10 protein-coding genes are annotated in these 17,628 nt (G+C 70.7%); 5 read left to right on the forward strand and 5 right to left on the reverse strand.

The features are described 5' to 3' along the window. Window positions 1–2 precede the first annotated feature (2 nt). A complete protein-coding gene (locus tag LK06_RS01940; RefSeq protein ID WP_043405255.1) occupies window positions 3–1,379 on the reverse strand; it encodes a cryptochrome/photolyase family protein in 1,377 nt (458 codons plus the stop codon). 5 nt (window positions 1,380–1,384) lie between these two features. Next, window positions 1,385–3,028, reverse strand: a complete 1,644-nt coding sequence (locus LK06_RS01945) for an SDR family oxidoreductase (protein ID WP_078858976.1) — start codon at window positions 3,026–3,028, stop codon at window positions 1,385–1,387. A 794-nt stretch (window positions 3,029–3,822) separates the two neighbouring features. On the opposite strand from LK06_RS01945, the gene LK06_RS34150 reads away from it, so the two are divergent. Further along, window positions 3,823–4,608 carry a pentapeptide repeat-containing protein gene (locus tag LK06_RS34150; protein WP_043405367.1) on the forward strand — a complete coding sequence of 262 codons (786 nt, stop codon included), beginning with the start codon at window positions 3,823–3,825 and terminating at the stop codon, window positions 4,606–4,608. A 230-nt stretch (window positions 4,609–4,838) separates the two neighbouring features. Here the strand turns inward: LK06_RS34150 and LK06_RS01955 are convergent, their stop codons facing one another. After that, entirely contained in the window at window positions 4,839–6,215 is a 1,377-nt protein-coding gene (locus LK06_RS01955) for an acyltransferase family protein (protein ID WP_234367330.1), read from the reverse strand. Continuing rightward, window positions 6,212–8,380, reverse strand: coding sequence for a bifunctional polysaccharide deacetylase/glycosyltransferase family 2 protein (locus tag LK06_RS01960; protein WP_052269995.1), 2,169 nt, complete (start codon window positions 8,378–8,380; stop codon window positions 6,212–6,214). Before LK06_RS01960 ends, LK06_RS01955 begins: the two co-directional genes overlap by 4 nt. Window positions 8,381–9,320: 940 nt before the next feature. On the opposite strand from LK06_RS01960, the gene LK06_RS01970 reads away from it, so the two are divergent. The 3 genes from LK06_RS01970 to LK06_RS01980 all read left to right on the forward strand — a co-directional run bounded on the left by LK06_RS01970 (window position 9,321) and on the right by LK06_RS01980 (window position 14,610). Next, window positions 9,321–10,346: a glycoside hydrolase family 26 protein gene (locus LK06_RS01970; RefSeq protein WP_052269993.1), complete on the forward strand. Its 1,026-nt coding sequence runs from the start codon at window positions 9,321–9,323 to the stop codon at window positions 10,344–10,346. Between the two features lie 67 nt (window positions 10,347–10,413). Further along, window positions 10,414–11,895, forward strand: coding sequence for an outer membrane protein assembly factor BamB family protein (locus tag LK06_RS01975; protein ID WP_039653876.1), 1,482 nt, complete (start codon window positions 10,414–10,416; stop codon window positions 11,893–11,895). A 1,089-nt stretch (window positions 11,896–12,984) separates the two neighbouring features. Next, window positions 12,985–14,610, forward strand: coding sequence for a hypothetical protein (locus LK06_RS01980; protein WP_063837887.1), 1,626 nt, complete (start codon window positions 12,985–12,987; stop codon window positions 14,608–14,610). Window positions 14,611–14,706: 96 nt separating this feature from the next. On the opposite strand, the gene LK06_RS01985 is transcribed toward LK06_RS01980, so the two are convergent. Further along, window positions 14,707–16,011: a PucR family transcriptional regulator gene (locus LK06_RS01985; RefSeq protein WP_052318988.1), complete on the reverse strand. Its 1,305-nt coding sequence runs from the start codon at window positions 16,009–16,011 to the stop codon at window positions 14,707–14,709. 199 nt (window positions 16,012–16,210) lie between these two features. On the opposite strand from LK06_RS01985, the gene LK06_RS01990 reads away from it, so the two are divergent. Beyond that, the gene (locus tag LK06_RS01990) at window positions 16,211–17,578 is read left to right on the forward strand and encodes an alkyl sulfatase dimerization domain-containing protein (RefSeq protein ID WP_043405252.1); all 1,368 of its coding nucleotides are present in this window, start codon (window positions 16,211–16,213) and stop codon (window positions 17,576–17,578) included. The last annotated feature ends 50 nt before the right edge of the window (window positions 17,579–17,628 follow it).

The raw sequence follows: 17,628 nt of genomic DNA on the forward strand, positions 1-17,628 counted from the left end.
GCTCACTCCTGCCGGTCGCGGGCCCGGCGGAACCGGTCCAGGCCCTCGGAGAGGTCCACGATCGGGTCCGGGTAGTCGAGCGCGGCACGGTCCAGGCCGGGCAGCTTCCACGGCTCGTGCACGGCCGGGGCGTCGACGCCGACGAGTTCGGGCACCCAGCGGCGGACGTAGGTGCCGTCGGGGTCGTGGCGCTTGGCCTGGATGACGGGGTTGAGGACTCGGCCCGGCCGGGTGTCGGTGCCGGTGCCGGCCACCCACTGCCAGTTGAGCTGGTTGTTGGCGATGTCGCCGTCGACCAGCCACTGCAGGAAGTGGGCGGCGCCGACGCGCCAGTCGACGTAGAGCGTCTTGGTCAGGAAACTGGCGGTCAGCAGGCGGGCCCGGTTGTGCATCCAGCCCTCCTGGCGCAACTGCCGCATCGCCGCGTCGATCACCGGGTAGCCGGTGCGGCCCTGACGCCAGGCCTCGATGTCGGCCCGCGCGGTGCGCTCCGTGCGCCAGTGGTCGTGCTTCGTGCGGTAGTCGGTGCGGGCGGCGTCGTGGCGGGCGGCGAGTACCTGGCGGTGGAAGTCGCGCCAGGCGAGCTGCCGCACGAGGGCTTCGGCGCCCGGGCCGCCGTGGCGGCGGGCCCGCTGGACCAGTTCCACCGGGGACAGGGTGCCGAAATGCAGATGCGCGGAGAGCCGGGAGGTGGCGTCGGCGGCCAGGTCGTCGCGGGTGTCGTCGTAGGCGTCCAGGCCCTTGCGCCAATAGGCGGTCACCCGTTTGCGGCCCTCGCTCTCGCCACCGGCCGGCAGGGCGGGCGAGACGCCGCTGATGTCACCGCGTGCCCGCGGCGGTTCGCCCTCCACCTCGTCCGGCACTGGCACCCGGCGCGGGGCGGCCACGGCCGCGCGCCAACGGGCCTGCGACCACTGCCGGTAGTACGGCGTGAAGACGGCGAAATGGTCGGAGGAGGAGGGCGTCACCTCACCGGGGGGTACGGCCACGGTCACCGCGTCGTGCACGAACAGCCGGCGCCCGTCGGCCTCCAGCGCCCGTCGCAGTCGCTCTTCCCTGCGGCCGGCGAAGGCACTGTGCGCCGCCGCCATGTGCACCTCGTCGGCGTCCGCCTCGGTCACCACGCGGCACACCTCACGCACCAGGTCACCGGAGCGCACCACGAGCCGTCCGCCGCGCTCGCGCAGGGAGGCGTCGAGGTCGGTCAGGCAGTCGGCGAGGAAGGCTGTGCGGTTCGGGGTGGCGAACCCGGCGGCTTCGACGGCGCGGTCGTGCACAAAGAGGGGCACGACCGCGTCGGCGGCCTCCAGCGCCGCGCGGAGCGGCGGGTGGTCGTGCAGGCGCAGGTCGGAGGTGAACAGGACGACCGAGACGTGCATGGCAGTCAGCTTCTTTCCGGTGGTCGGCGGCGGCCGGTGCGGACTGCACTGTCTTCGGGCGGCGGCGCGGGTCCGGATGCGGTGCGTCCGGACGTGGCCGGCCCGGCGGTGTGGTCGCGGTCATGCTGGGCACGTGCGGCGGCGCGGACGATGTTGCGGGCCATGCCGCCGAAGACGAGCGCGTGGAAGGGCGAGACGCTCCACCAGTACAGGTGGCCGAGCAGTCCGCGGGGGTGGAACAGCGCCCGCTGCCAGTACCGGACCGGCCCGCTTCCGTCGCCGTCCACGCGCATCTCCAGCCAGGCCAGGCCGGGCAGTCTCATCTCGGCACGCAGCCGCAGCAGCCGCCCGCGTTCGATCTCCTCCACCCGCCAGAAGTCCAGCGAGTCGCCCACCCGCAGCCGCCGCGCGTCCCGTCGACCACGGCGCAGGCCGACACCACCGACGAGCCGGTCGAGCCAGCCGCGTACCGCCCAGGCAAGAGGGAAGGAGTACCAGCCGTTCTCCCCGCCGATGCCCTCGATCACCTGCCACAGCGCCTCGGGGGGCACGTCCGCGTCGCGCTCGCGCACGTCCGTGTAGAGGCTGCCGCCCGCCCAGTCCGGGTCGGTGGGCAGCGGGTCGCTCGGGGCGCCCGGCACGGAGGCGGAGGACCAGCGGGTGGCGACCTGGGCCTCGCGGACCCGCTGGAGCGCCAAGGCGACGGCACGGTCGAAGCCGAGGGGGTGACCGGGTGGGCTGGGCAAGTACCGCTCGATGTCGTTCTCCTGGCAGACGACCTCGTGGCGCAGGGACTCCGTAAGCGGGCGGGCGATCGAGGCCGGCACCGGGGTCACCAGGCCGACCCAGTGGCTGGACAGGCCTGGCGTGAGTACCGGCACCGGCACGACCAGCCTCCGGGGCAGGCCGGCGACAGCCGCGTACCGCTGCATCATGTCCAGGTAGGTGAGCACCTCCGGGCCGCCGATGTCGAAGGTGCGACTGACGTCGGAGGGCAGCCGGGCGCAGCCCACCAGCAGGCGCAGCACGTCGCGTACGGCGATGGGCTGGATCCGGGTGTGCACCCAGCGCGGGGTGACCATCACCGGGAGCCGCTCGGTGAGGTAGCGCAGCATCTCGAAACTTGCGGAACCGGAGCCGATGATGACGGCGGCACGCAGCACGACGGTCGGCACGCCGGAGTCGAGCAGAATGCGGCCGACCTCGGCCCGGGACCGCAGATGCGGGGACAGCTGCCGTTCGGGGACCCCGGCCGGGGTCAGGCCGCCGAGGTAGACCAGGCGGCGGACGCCGGCCTGGTGGGCCTGTTCGCCGAAGATCCGGGCCGCCTCCCGGTCGGTCCGCTCGAAGTCGCGGCCGGTGCCGAGGGCGTGCACCAGGTAGTAGGCCACGTCCGCGTCCGCCATGGCCCGTGCCACGGATTCGGCGTCGGTGACGTCCCCCTGGACGATCTCCACCCGGTCCGCCCAGGGGTGGTCGCGCAGTTTGCGCGGCGTACGGACCAGACAGCGCACCCGGTGTCCGGCGTCCAGCAGCTCCGGCACCAGCCGGCCGCCGATGTAGCCGCTGGCGCCGGTGACGAGACAGGTGTGTGTCCCGTCCGGTGCCGCCCCCTCCGAGCTCGTTCTCCTATTCGTCTCCTGCGCCACGGGAACCGCCCCTGTCCTCGCTCGTCCGGTCCGCCAGATTGCGCTCCCGGCTGTCTCTACCGTGCTGGCCTCGTCTCCGGATGCGCTCCGTGCGCGAGGCGATCGGGTGACGTCCGCGCCCGGTGGGAGGACGCCGCTCCCCGGCAGGCGGCGGTCCGGCGCGGAGACGGTCGCTGCGCGGGATGACCTGGTGCGGGCACGCGTCCGTCCCGCTCGGGACAGCCGTGGTGGGCCGCGAGGTCTTCGTCGGCGAACGTCAGCACCTAGTCGGCCGAGGAATCCGGGACCTCGGTGCCCCGGCCCGCTCGGGTACCGCGTGCCGAACGGTCGGGGTCCCGGCGGCCGTTCGGGCGTCACGCGCCGTCTGCGAGAATGGGGGCCGTTCTCGGAGCGCCGCGGTAGGCGGCGTCCGTCCCCCACCAGGAGCACGCACGGTGTCGCCACAGCACGGAGCCCCCTCGTCGTCCGGGGGGCGCAAGCGGCCCTCCACGGGCGAGCACCGCGAGCAGCCGTCTTCCACCGGTCAACGCACGCGGTCCGCTGCCACCGGCGGACAAGGGCGGCCGTTGCAAGTGGACGAGCGCACCCATCCGTCCTCTGCGCCGGGCCGCGCGCGTGATGCGTCCGCGGGCGGGGGGCGCGAGCGCGCCAGCGCCGGCCGGGACGGCGGGGCCCGGCAAGCCGAGAAGCACGAACAGGCCGACACGGCCTGGGCGGACCGCAGGGCCCAGGACAGCAGGGCCCAGGACAGCAGGACACCCCAGAACCACAAGCCTTCCGAGGACCGCGAGGACCTGCGGGCCGACTGCGCCAACTGCTTCGGTCTGTGCTGTGTGGCCCTGCCGTTCGCCCGCTCCGCCGACTTCGCCGTCAGCAAGCCGGCCGGGCAGCCGTGTTCGAACCTCCAGCCGGACTTCCACTGTGGCATCCACGCGCAGCTGCGTCACAAGGGGTACCCCGGCTGCACCGTCTTCGACTGCTTCGGCGCCGGGCAGAAGGTGTCCCAGAGCACCTTCGGCGGCACAAGCTGGCGTGGGGCGCCGGAGACGGCACACTCCATGTTCGAGGTCTTCCCCGTCATGCGGCAGCTGCACGAGTTGCTCTGGTACGTCACCGAGGCCCTCGACCTCGCACCGGCCCGCCCCGTCCACAAGGAGTTACGGCGGGCACTGGCCCACATCGACGGCCTGACCCGCGGCAGCGCCGGGTCCATCACCGAGCTGGACGTGAACGCGCTGCGGGGCGAGGTCAGTACCCTGCTGCTGCGGGCCAGCGAGCTCGTCCGGGCCCAGGTCACGGGCCGTGGGAAGAACCACCGCGGAGCCGATCTGATCGGCGCGAAACTGTCCGGCGCCAAGCTGCGGGGGGCGAGCCTGCGAGGCGCCCTCCTCATCGCTGCCGACCTCAGTGGGGCCGACCTGCGCGACGCCGATCTGATCGGGGCTGACCTGCGCGGCGCCGACCTGCGCGGGGCCGACCTCACCGGCGCCCTGTTCCTCACCCAAGCGCAGCTGAACGCGGCAAAGGGCGACGCGGCCACCCGGCTTCCTCCCGCGCTCAGTCGACCCGCTCACTGGTAGGTCCGCGGTGCGATCCCCGCAGCCCGTGTTCCCTGCTCCGGGACGGCCGCCACGCTGCTCTCGGCGGGCTACGGGACGGAGGAGTTCGGCTCCGCCGAGTCCCACTCACCCGGCCGGCCTGTGTCGGGCCGCGTCGGCGGCCCGACACAGGCCGGCCGGGTGAAGCGGAGAGGTGCGTGCCGGAGGTGCACGCCGGGGGCGGTACGGTCGCGGACCACCCCCGTGCCCGGCTACTTCCGCCGCTGGCCCCTGGGCCGGCGCGGATAGGGGAACAGCCGCGGACTGCGCTTGGCCGCCACGTCCTCGACCCAGCCGAACAGCACCAACGCCAGCAGGATCAGCGGAATGGCGATCAGCAGCGGGAACCACTGGCTGGTCAGCAACCAGTGCAGGTGCGTGTAGAAGAAGTCGTTGTTCCACAACGGTGCGATCAGCGGTTCGGTCAGCACCAGCGCGAGACAGTGCCACAGGTAGAGGCTGACCGCACGGGAGTTGAGCAGGGTCACCACTCCGTCGAACCGCTCCAGTTGCCGGGGCCACTTCTCCCACGAGGGACTCAGGTGGAGCAGGAGCAGCACGCTGCCGAAGGACCAGATCGCCTGGGCCAGCGGCACCGCCTCCAGGTCGGGGCCGATGCGGGGCTGGTCCACCGGAGCCTGTTGCAGCCACCAGTAGCCGAAGGCGAGTACCAGCGGTGCGATGGAGGGGATGACGTACTGGGGGATGCGGCGGAACAGCCCCTCGTGGTGGGCCATGCCGAGGAGCCAGCAGGAGGCAAAGGTGGTGAAGTCGGTGACCGTCTCCATCACCCGGCCGGACTGGTCCACCAGGCCGGAGTTGAGGAAGGCCGACAGCGCCAGCGGCAGCAGCAGGGTGACCCAGGGCAGTCGGCGCACGGCCTTGAGCATGAGCGGGGACAGCAGCATGAACCAGAGGTAGGCACGCAGGTACCACAGCGGCACCACGATCTGCTGCGCCCAGGTGTCCGGCAGGTGACCACCGAAGCCGCCCAGGTGGGAGGCGAACGGCGGGGTGCTGATCGGCAACACCCAGAAGGCGAGGTGGATCCACCACCAGGTCGGGTGGCCCTCGGAGTTCGGACCCCAGCCATCCAGGATCATCGCGGGGAGCACGACCGCGCCGAACATCCACATGGGGGGAAGCAGGCGGCGCAGCCGCGACCGGAGCACGCTCAGTGCGGGGCGGCTCAGGGACCGGGCCATCAGCGATCCGGCCAGCGCGAACATCACCCCCATGGAGGGGAAGATCAGCGGCAGCCAGGTCCAGGAGAAGTTGTGGTAGATCACCACCCGGACCAGGGCCAACGCTCGCAACAGGTCCAGGTAGCGGTCGCGTCCGGCCTTCCGCGCCGGTGCCTCGGGCCCGGGGGCGGACGCCGACTCGGGCGCGAGGCCGGGCACCGGCTCGGACGTGCGGCCGGACGCCGGTACGGGTACGGACGCCCGCTCGGGCACGTACCCGGGTGCCGGCTCACCTGGTCGCGAGGGACTGTCCGCCGGTACCGCGAGGCTGTTCATGGCTCGCAGGACCATGGTGGTGTCGCCGTCGCCCTCCAGTCCGACTCTGCCCGATTCCGCGGTCGTCATGACGGCATCTCCCCCATGGTGACGTCGAGCCCGACTTCGCCGGTGCGCCGCAGCTTCTGCCAGCGCAGCCGACCTCCGGTCAGGGCGGTTATCCAGGACTGCAGCAGGACCATGTACATCAGCACCCGGTACACCACCTGCTGCAGGGGCAGGGTGATCAGGTGCCAGGGCTTCTCCCCGTCCAGGTGGAAGGACCACCAGGCAAGGACGGCCTGAGCGCCCATCACCCCGAACCACGCGCCCAGGGTCTTGTAGGGGTCGACGAAGACCACTCCGTAGATCATGGCGATGTCGATGGCGGGCGCGAGCAGCGGGGTGAGCACCATGAACACGGCGACGAAGGGCAGCCCGACCCGGCCGAAGTGACCGGCGGCACCGCGTTCCAGCACCGCGTGCCGGTGCTTCCACATGGCCTGCATGGTGCCGTAGCTCCAGCGGTAGCGCTGGGACCACAGCTGGCGCAGGTTGCCCGGCGCCTCGGTCCAGGCCCGGGCCTTCTCGGCGTAGACGATCTTCCAGCCGTCCCGGTGCAGAGCCATGGTCACGTCGGTGTCCTCGGCGAGCGTCTCGTCACTCATGCCGCCCACCTGATCCAGCGCCGTGCGGCGGAAGCCGCCGACGGCACCGGGAATGGTCGGCATGCAGCTGAGCACGTCGTACATGCGGCGGTCGAGGTTGAAGCCCATGACGTACTCGATGTGCTGCCAGGCGCCGATCAGCGTGTCGCGGTTGCCGACCTTGGCGTTGCCCGCCACCGCGCCGATCCGCGGATCGGCGAAGGGCTGCACCAGTTCGCGGACGGTCGAGGGCTCGAAGACGGTGTCGCCGTCCATCATCACGATGAGGTCGTACGAGGCCGCGGCCACACCGGTGTTGAGGGCGGCGGGCTTGCCGCTGTTGGGCTGGCAGATGAGCCGGACCATCGGCAGGTCCAGCTCCTCCACGATGGAGGCGGTGTCGTCGGTCGAACCGTCGTCGACCACGATCACCTCGATCGGATGATCGCTTCTGGCCAGTGAGAGCAGGGTGTTGGCGATGCACTCCTGTTCGTTGTAGGCGGGCACGATCACGGTGACCGGTTCGGTCACCGGCTCCCCCCAGGAGAAGCCGCGCTTGCGGGTGCGGCGCACGTGCACGACCGAGAGCACCAGCATGAGCGCGAAGCGCAGGAACACCGCCGTGCCCACGAAGGCGAGCAGGGCGACCAACCAGGGCATCAGCCGCACGGAGAACGTGGTGCACCACAGGAACGCCTTGCCGGCCCACAGGTCGTATCCGGTGACCCGGGTGTTGGCACTGCCGGTGCCCAGTGCCTCGCCGATGGTCTTGAAGGTGTAACCCTCGGCCTTGAGCTTTTCGATGATGAGCGGGAGGGCGGCCAGCGTCTGCGACCGGTTGCCACCGGCGTCGTGCATCAGCACCATTTCGCCCTGCCCGGGCAGTTCGGGCATGGCCGCCTTGACGATGGCGTTGACGCCGGGGCGCTTCCAGTCGTCGGTGTCCTTGTTGATGAAGGCCACCAGGTAGCCGTCCGAGCCGACCTCCTTGGTGACCGGCCAGGACCAGTCGTCGAGCGCGTCGGCGGTCGAGGAGTACGGCGGGCGGAACAGGCTGGTGTGGATTCCGGCGACACCCGCGAGAGCGAGCTGGGTCTCCCCGAGCTCCCAGCTGAGCCTGGTGCTGCTCTGCAGCGCGAGGTCGGGGTGGGTGAAGGTGTGCAGACCGATCTCGTGTCCGCCCGCCACGATCCGCCGGATCGTCGACGGATTGCGGGTGGCCATCGAGCCGGTGACGAAGAAGTCGGCGTGTACGTGCTCGTCCGCCAGGACCTTGAGGATCTTGGGCGTCCACTTGGCCGACGGGCCGTCGTCAAAACTCAGGACCACGGTCTTGTCGGGGATCGTGTAGCTGACCGGCTTGTCGTTCCGGGCTCCGCGCGCGTCCACGATCGGTCCGCCCTGGAGCACGCTGGGCGGCACGGTGCCCTTGTCCACCGAGACCGCGATGCGCTCGTCGTGGAAGACCTCGTTGTTCGCCATGCCACGCAGCACCAGCAGCGCCAGCAGGGTCACCAGCACGGTCAGTGGCAGGAAGAAGCGCAAGGGGGGCACGGCGAGTCGGCGCGACCGCGGGGTGGCGCGCCGGGAACGTTGATGGCGGGACATGACCTTCCTGGGCGTTGTCTGCACGGGTCAGGGGAGGGTGGTGGAGGCGGTGGTTCCGGTGCCTGCGGTGCCGGAATCGGGAGCGGCGGCGGTACCGGTAGTCGGAACGGTGTCGACACCGGCAGCCGTACCGGTACCGGTACCGGCGGTGGAACCGGCACCCGACGTAGTGCCCGTACCAGCGCTGGTGCCGGAGCCGGTGCCGCTCCCGGCGCCGGCGCCGGCGGTGGAACCGGTACCGGAAACAGACCCGCTACCGGCACTGGCACCGGTCCCGGTGCCAGTGCCAGTGCCGGTGCCCGTCCCGGCAGCCGACCCCGTACCGGCAGTCGACCCGGTCCCAACACTGGGCTCCGTACCGAGAGTCGATCCGGATCCGGTACCCAACCCGGTGCCGGTGGTCGGCCCGGTGCCGGCTTCGGTCGGAGCCGCGCCGACGGAGGGGCTCGCGGTGGACGGCGCTTGGACAACGTGCTTGGCCGTGCCGGGAGGTGAAGGCGGTGGGGCGTTCACGTACTGGCTGGGCGGCGTCGTGTCAGCGGTGCCCGGAACGGCGAACACCGGCGCCCGCGACTGGGTTCCCAGCAGGTTGGCGACCATGGCCAAAAAACAACCGATGCATACGACGCCGAGCACCCAGCCGGCGCCTCGCAGGCGGCGGCCACGCCGGCCCGTCTGGTCAACAAAGACAGGGGATGGTTCAGGTTCGATGATGGGGACGTTCACCGAGGACCTCGGCTTTCAGTGGTTCGCGTCGCCGCAGACTCCAGGGCGCGATGAAACTACTGGAACGAACTGTGCGAGCCGGACCGAATGTGCGATTTGCCAGACTCCGTCCACCATCCGTGACAATATCGAGACGATAATATGGAAATGGCGTGGAGGCCTCGTACAATCCCGGTCCCTGACCTCGTCCACCTGCCGATCGGATGCTCCGCGCATGGCCAGAACTCTCCGCCCCGGCTACCTGGTGACCGCCGTGATAGTCGCGGTCGTCACCCTTTTCGCGGCTTATGCGTGCAGCGCGAAGGGGGCGGCCGGAGAAGCCGGCACCCCCAGCGCCACCGGAAGCGCGCCCGCCGCCTCGGCCGCGCGTTTCGACGTCTCCTCGATGCTCCACCCGTCCGGCAGGATGCTGGGAGTCGTCGACAACAAGACGCCCTGGCAGTACGGCATCGTGAAGACCTTCACGCGGCAGGCGGGGCGCGCACCCGACATACGTGAGTACTACACGACTTGGGGGGACGACTTCGACCCGGAGGGCAACGCCTCACTCTGGAAGCGCGGCCAACTCCCGATGCTCGAACTGGTGCCGACCACCACCTCCCTGGCGGACATAGCCGAGGGTTCCCAGGACGCCTACATCCACCGGCTCGCCGCCCAGATCGCCACCTACCACGGCCCGCTGGCCCTCTCCTTCGCCGGTGAGATGAACGGCTCGTGGAACTCCTGGGGACCCGGCCACGCCACGCCAGCCGACTTCGTCGCGGCCTGGCGGCACCTCCACGACGCCTTCCACAACCTCGGCATCACCAACGTGATCTGGGTGTGGAGCCCCCACGTCATCGACACGGGCAGCCCGGCCAAGCTGCACCCTTACTTCCCCGGGAACGACTACGTCGACTGGGTCGGCGTCATCGGCTACTACGGACCGATCGACGGCGTCGCCTTCTCCAGCCTCTTCACCCCCACTCTGCGGTCGATCGCAGACTTCTGCGGCAAACCGGTGCTGATCACCGAGACCGGGGTGGCGCAGGGCATCCGTAAGCAGGCACAGATCCGCGACCTGTTCAAGGGCGCCGCCAAGGCGGGCGTCATCGGGCTGGTCTGGTACGACCAGCGCAAGACCTGGCCGGGTGGCGTACAGCTGATGGACTGGCGCATCGACACCTCGGTGGGCGCCCAGGCCGCCTTCCGGGTGGAGTCGGCGCGGGCCGGCTTCGGCCACCCGTTCACCGGCAAGTAGGCCGCGCACGAACGCCTGCCGGCAGCACGCACAGCACAACGGACACCGAGCGGAGTGGAAGTACCGGATGACGAAACGACCGTCGCCAGAGGAGGACACCTCTCGGCAGGACGCCGGCTGGGCCTTCCGCCCCCGCACGCCGGTCGGTGCACAGCCGGGCCGTGAATCACGGCCCGAGACACCCGCTGCTACCACCGTGCCCATCGAACAGGTCGCTCCCGCTTCCTGGTCCACCCTCGATTCCGGAACGACGCCCGCACCCCTTGGCGCACCGGCCCCCGTCCCCACGGCGGGCACCGCGCCGCCGCCCGGACCCGACACGGCACAGCTGCGGCCGAAGCGCTGGTGGAACAAACGCGGGATGCGGATCGTCCTCGCCCTCGCCGTCCTCGCGACCGCGGGCGGTGCGGCCCTGGTACTGGTGCAGGAAGACGCCGTTCCCGTCGCGTCCAGGCAACTGACGCAGGCGTGGAAGGTGCCCGCGCCCGCCTCGGACGACGAGTTGGTCGGAAGCTGGCGCACCGACACACTGCTCATCCGGGCCTCCACCCGCGGCGGCGTCAGCGCCTACCGTTTGTCCGACGGCCGGCGGATGTGGCAGACCACCCCGCCGGCCAAGGGCAGCGTGCCCTGCGCGATGTCGCCTGCGCCCGCCGCGCAGGGCATCGGCACGGTCGGCTTCGGCCAGGACGGCAACTCCTGCACCTCGCTGGCCGGTATCGACACGGCCACCGGGAAGATCAAGTGGAGCGTGCCCCTGATCGGCACCAAACATCCCACCGCAGTGGCCGCCCAGACGTACGTCCAGGGGAACGTAGCCACCGTCGTCAGCGAGAACTTCCTGGGCGGGCTGGACGTCCGCACCGGTCGCCGCGTCTGGGGCTTCAAGGCCCGTGGCTCCTACTGCAACGCCTACGACTGGGGCGGCGAGGGAACCGTGCTGGTTGACGACTACTGTGTCGACCAGAAGAAGAAGTTCACCTTCACCGCGTACGACGGCACGACCGGGAAGGTGCTCTGGAGCGAGGCGCAGCGCACGCACACCGAGGTGACCCACGTCTTGTCGGGCTCGCCGCTGATTGCGGCCGTGCACACCCCGGTGGAGGACAGCGTGCGGGTCTTCGCGTCCTCCGGTCACAGCCACAAGCTCGCCGTGGGCAACACCGAGGTGGCACCAGGCAACGACTCCGCCGCGGACCACTCCGCACGGCTTGTCGGCAACGTCCTCGTCACGCCGGCACAGAGTTCCACCGGCAGCGAGGTCGACGGTTACGACGTCACCACCGGCGCCAAGCTGTGGAGCTGTCCCTCCGCAGCACTCGCCACGGACGCGGACGGGACCGACCGGGTGTACGTCGTCACCACCTCCGGCACGCCGCAACTCCTCCGGCTCGACCCGCACACCGGCCACGCCACCCCGATCGCGCGCCTGCCCGTCGGCAGCGGCCACAGCGGCTTCACCACGGGCACGGTGTATGTGACTCGGGACGGAGGTGTGCTGGAGCTCGACGCCCAGGGCAAGGCCGGCGGAGTGCGCTACTACCGGTGAACCCCGGTGACCGGGTGACCGGGTGACCGGGTGACCGGGTGACCGGGTGACCGGGTGAACACGGGCCCAGTGGCCAGTGGGCCCGTGCCAACCGGAGCAACGCGCCCTGGACCGGCGGCGCCTGAGCCGGTGGTGTCCACGGTGCGACCGACGCCTGCCGGGACCCGGTGCCACCAGGCGGCAGCAGTCGTCCCGGTGCAGCCCAGCCGATCGTCGCCGGCCAGCCCCGCTCCCCGACCGGGACCCCTTCGGCAGGGAGCTGGCCAGGGCTGTGGACTGCTACCGAGGGACCGAACGCGCGGGGAGCCGCTGCACACCTACACGCATTCCGAACGAGAGTTCCTGAACCTGTCAGCCTGACTGCCGCGCCTCAGTGCACAACTGGTGGCGCATCAGGGACCGTTCGCACGCCGGGGCGAAGTTCGCCTGCTGTGGCACCGGAAGATGCGTTCTGTCCCCGTAGTTCCGCTCGGACCGACAAGTCGTCAGAGTCGGTTCCAGCACTTCCCGACGGATATCGGACACCTCCTCCCGGACGTTCCCCGTCGGCGAGGCAGGTTTCTGCAGTGCCGTGCCCATGGCCCCGCCACAGGGGGCAAACAGCCGCGACCCGGGGGGCGTCGGGACCGGTGAGCGGCTAAGGGCCCGGACCGGACCCGACTCCCGGCGGACGGCGCCGGGCATCATCCGATACAGGTGTTCGGCACGACGGAACGAGCGGTGTACCCAGACGACGTTTTCGGGCGTCCCGCCGCAAATTCGGTGGGGACACTCAACTCGTGCGCTGCGGACGGTTTCCGAAATGAGCAGAAGATCTCCACGCCCGAAATGCCCATCGTGTCCGACAGTGAATAAGCAGCCCCACACCATTGACAATCCGTCTATTTAGCAAATTGCTGTGTGGCCGCAGGGTGCGCTGTTACCGTCGCAGGACATCAGCCCCGGCACATACGGGCGTGGAGCCTCCATGCCGGGCGACGGGGATGCCCCTCCGCCCCATTGACCAGGGTCGGCACCCCGGTGACCGCCGCATGCCCGGCGCAGTCGTGGGTCACCCCACCGGAGGGAAGCACAGTAAGGAGCAAGTCAGTGCCCCGGAACAAATCGGCTCGATCACCCCGCACATGGCAGCCAGAGCACGCCCGCCGCTGGAAGCGGTCAAAACTGTCGTTCGCCCTGGTCGGCGGACCGGTCATCCTCGCTGTCGTCGCCGGATCGGTGTTCGCGGCCAGCAATCGCCATCACCACCACCACGGGAGTTACGCGGCCTCCGCCCAGCCGGCTCCGGGCGGCAAGCCCGATCCGAACTGCACACTGGTGGTTCCCCGGCACCCCCTCACGGCCCGCGGTCTGGCCACTCCGTACAAACTCGTGGCAACCGACCCGACGAAGGGGCCGTGCCACGAGGCCAATCCTGAACAATCCGCTTTCGTGGAAGCCGCCATCCTGACCAGAAAAGGCAAGCTGACCATTTATAACCCGCTGGTGACCGACAAACGTAAGAGACCAGCCGCGCGTCCCGTCCGACCTTCAGTACCGAGGGGCTCAACCGTCGGGATATGGTTCGGCTTCAACAGCGCCAATCTGACGTTGCGTGCGAGCGGCCACAGGAGCCTGCGCCAGGGCAAATGCGTCAACGGCGTACCAGGTTCCGTCTTCGGTCAGTTCGCCTACTGCAATGCGCCGGCCTTCTTCCGGGCTGCCAAGGTCCAGGTGGCCAAGGGGCATCTCAAGATCCCGAAACTCGGGACGGCGAAGGACGGATTGCCCTGCCCGACCACCCGGGACTTCTCGGTCGTGGACCAGGACGGAAGCGACAATGTGGTGACCCACTACCTGGCCAACGCCCGCGGCCGGATCGCCCAGAACAACGCCGCGGGCAGGAGAGCGATGAGAAGGGCCGCACGGCTGGCCAACCGCGGCGACCGCCACCACCGGCACGACGGCAGGAAGAGGTCCGCGACCACCGCCACCCCCAAGGATCTGGCCAACGGCAGCGACAACCTGCTGCTGACCCAGTTCATGGACCCGGCCCTGGGCTGCACACCGTTCACCGCGCCCAACCAGTCCAGCGACGGCCACGCCACGTCCGCCCTGGCACTGGACGAACTGTCCGCTGCGCTCCGCCAGAAGAGCCCGATCGCGTTGATCCCGCAGAACGACCCGATGACCCGTGTCGACGGCCGCTCCAGCGTCGCGAAGACCAATGCCTACCGCGCCGGAGTCGGCATGCCAGCGGTCCGCGCCGGCCACGACGGAGACGGTACGGCCTTCTGCACGACCCTCTTCCGCGACCCGGCCGGGCTCCAGCGCGTCTTCAAGGACAAGGCACTCTTCGAGAAGGCACCGTCACCGGACCCGGGCACGGCCCCGAACCTGTTCGCGTTCCTCGCGGCACGGGCCAACCAGACCTTCACGAACCTGGGCTGCGACCAACTCCTCGGCGCGTCCAACCCCGTCACGCTCACCACGAATCCCCAGGGCCTCGTCACCGATGCGGTACTGACGCCGTTGGGCTCCCGACCTGCCACGACCGGCACGTCCGCTTCGGCATCGCCGAACACCCCGTCGGCCACCGCTGATACCGGTTCGGCCGCCTCGGCCCCCACCACGACAGGGAGTCCGGCCGCCTCTGCCGACACGGCTGCGGACCCCTCGGTCTCACCGGGGCAGACGGCGGATCCGTCCATGAGCACTCACCCCTACAGCGACTGACGGCCACCCGCCCGGGGCCGCCTCGGCGGGCGGCCCCGGTGCGCACACCGCGCCCGGGGCCGCCGCGGACCGCGCCGGGGCGGCAGCGCACAACGGCTAACGGGTCGTCCATTCGCGCAGCAGGAGCGCGCAGAGCGCCACCGCGGCAGAGCGGGGCACGGCCAGATCCAGGCCGGTCAGTTGGGTGACCCGGGCGATCCGGTTGTCCACCGTGTTGGGGTGCAGGCCCAACAGGTGGGCGGTACTGCGCCGGTCCAGGTTGCAGTCCAGGTAGGTCCGCAGTGTCTCCACCAGCTCCGGCCGACGGGCGAGCGGGTCGAGAACGGCGGCGATCAGCGGGCCGGCCTCGCTGTCGTGGGCCAGGTGGAACTCGAACAGGACGTCCTCGATCCGGTGCAGTCCTGGCGGCAGCCCGCTGGCCGCGGCCACGCGAACGATCTCGGCCGCGGTCCGGGCCGCGTCCGGAACGTCTCCGGCAGCGGCCACGGACACGATCGCGGCACGGACTTCGCCGGCCCAGGCGCGGCGCAACCGGTCGGCCAGTCCGGCGGGCACCTCCGGCGGGCCGCCGGCCCCTCGCCCGGGCACCACGGCGTATCCGCCGCCGTCCTCGAACAGCGTGAGCACCCTGGTGCCGAAGCCGCGGTCCAGCGTGGTCTGCAGCCGGCCTTCGCGGCGGCGCTCGGCCACGGTGGAACCCACGGTGCCGGCCGTGGGCGCCGACTGCGGGCCGCGTAAGCAGAGCACCAGCCCGCCGCCGTCGAGCCCCAGGCCACGCACGGAGGCCGCATTCGGCGGCAACGAGCCGTCGAGGAGTCCGCGGACGACCGACCGGAGCTCCTCACGCCGTTCCTCGTCCAGGAACGCCTGTTGCTGGAGGTAGGCCTCCGTCACCGCACCCACCACCCCTTCCTGGACGCGCAACAGCAGTCCGGACAACTCGGCGAGAGCGGCCTCCTCCCCCGGGCCGGCAACCTCGTGCAGCATCTCCCAGAGCACATACGCCCCGAGCACGTGACTGCGCAGCAGTACGGGCAGCGGCATGCCCTCCTCGGCACGCTGGGCCGCGCGCTCACGGAACAACGCATAGGCGTCGTCGGTCCCATACGGATCCCCTTCGGCCTCGTGCGGGTCCCGGGAGGCGTCGTACGGCGTCTGGACGCGCTGGACGAACTGGCGCAGGCCGTGCCGCGCGGTGGCGGCGATCTCCAGGTCCTTCACGTCGACGGGGAGATCGGGGTAGCCCGGGATGCGGGCGAAGGAGTCGTGCGACATCCGCCGGGCCGTTTCGTTGACCAACGGCTCGCAGCGCGCCGCGAGAGCACGGGCCGCGTCGCTGATGCCGCGTGGCCCGGACGCATACGGGTCCGTCGGTGCGTCGTGCGGTGGGTCATCCGTCATCGCGGTCCTCCAGCGCGTGGCACCGGCCTCGGGATGGCATGTGACGGATCACAGTATCCCGCCGGGTTCACGGTGACACGAGGTGCTGTCCAAGGCTCCGCGAGCGTCGCAGGATCAGCTGCGGGACGAGACGTGCCGAGGACCGCGGCCCCCTCGCGAAGTCCGCGGCGGCAACGAGCGACTCAGGGAGCCACACGCCATGACCGGAGACAAGACCAACGCCTATCTGCGGTACACCGACCGCGTCTGGCACGGTGCGGACAGCCTGCTGGCCCATCTGCGCGGCGACTTCACCGGGCCCGAACTGGTACGGATCGGGGAGCGCACCGGCTTCTTCCCCGCGTTCGCGAACGTGGCCGTCTTCGACACCGGGGACGGCGTGCTGCTCGTCGACTCGGGTGACTTCCGGACGGTCGAGACGCTCCCCAGAGCGGTCCGGGAGTTCTCGCCGGCGCGGGTACGTACGGTGATCTACACACATGGGCACATCGACCACGTCTTCGGCGTCGCACCGTTCGACGCGGAGGCGGACGCGCAGGGATCGGACCGGCCGGAGGTGATCGCCCACCAGGCAGTGGTCGCACGCTTCGCCCGGTACCAGGCGACACCCGGCTACAACGCGTGGATCAACCGACGGCAGTTCGGCGTGCCATGGTTGGAGTGGCCCACCGAGTACCGGTATCCGGACACCACCTACAGCGACCGCTTGACCGTCCGGCACGGTGCACTGACCTTCGAGCTCATTCATGCGCGGGGCGAGACCGACGACCACACCTACGTGTGGATTCCCGAGCTCAGGACACTGTGCACCGGCGACCTGTTCATCTGGAACACCCCGAACGCCGGCAACCCGCAGAAGGTGCAGCGCTATCCCGACGACTGGGCACGCGTGCTGCGCGCCATGCGGGAACTGGACGCCGAGATCCTGCTGCCGGGCCACGGGCTGCCGATCATCGGCAGCCACCGGGTCCGGCAGGCCCTGGGCGATACCGCCGAACTGCTGGAGACGCTCTGCGCCCAGACCCGCGAACTGATGAACGCCGGCCTGCGCCTCGACGAGGTGATCCACCGGGTGTGCGTCCCCGAGGAGCTGCTGGCCAGGCCGTACCTCCACCCGGCCTACGACGAACCGGAGTTCGTGGTGCGCAACCTGTGGCGGCTGTGGGGCGGCTGGTACGACCAGAACCCGGCCCACCTCAAGCCGGCCCCCGAAGCTGCCGTGGCCGCCGAGTTCGCGGCAGCTGCCGGAGGACCCGCCGCGCTCGCCGACCGCGCCGCGAAGCTCCTGGCCTCCGGTGAGCTGCGGTTGGCGGCACACCTGGTCGAGACCGCCGCACTGGCGGCTCCCGAGGACCGAGCCGTCGCGCGCGCACGGGCCGAGGTCTACGGCAGGCGTGCGACGAGCGAGACCTCGACCATGGCGCGCGGGGTGTTCGCCTGGGCGGCAGCCGAGTCAGCCGCCGTAGCCGAAGGCACGGACGTCAAAACGGAGTTGACCCGAACGGAAGAAGGCCGTCGGCACGCCGCTGGAATGATCGGCGTCGGTGTGGTCGACGACGAGTGCTGACCGACGGCGAGGCGGCTGCCGAGGGCGGGGCACCGAACGCGGGCCGTCGC

The organism is Streptomyces pluripotens (genome assembly GCF_000802245.2).
Taxonomy (GTDB): domain Bacteria; phylum Actinomycetota; class Actinomycetes; order Streptomycetales; family Streptomycetaceae; genus Streptomyces; species Streptomyces pluripotens.

Bases quoted from the DNA above. Each gene is read 5' to 3' on its own strand.
- LK06_RS01940 (WP_043405255.1), bottom strand. From the start codon at position 1,379: ATGCACGTCTCGGTCGTCCTGTTCACCTCCGACCTGCGCCTGCACGAC.
- LK06_RS01955 (WP_234367330.1), bottom strand. From the start codon at position 6,215: ATGACGACCGCGGAATCGGGCAGAGTCGGACTGGAGGGCGACGGCGAC.
- LK06_RS01960 (WP_052269995.1), bottom strand. From the start codon at position 8,380: ATGTCCCGCCATCAACGTTCCCGGCGCGCCACCCCGCGGTCGCGCCGA.
- LK06_RS01970 (WP_052269993.1), top strand. From the start codon at position 9,321: ATGGCCAGAACTCTCCGCCCCGGCTACCTGGTGACCGCCGTGATAGTC.
- LK06_RS01975 (WP_039653876.1), top strand. From the start codon at position 10,414: ATGACGAAACGACCGTCGCCAGAGGAGGACACCTCTCGGCAGGACGCC.
- LK06_RS01985 (WP_052318988.1), bottom strand. From the start codon at position 16,011: ATGACGGATGACCCACCGCACGACGCACCGACGGACCCGTATGCGTCC.
- LK06_RS01990 (WP_043405252.1), top strand. From the start codon at position 16,211: ATGACCGGAGACAAGACCAACGCCTATCTGCGGTACACCGACCGCGTC.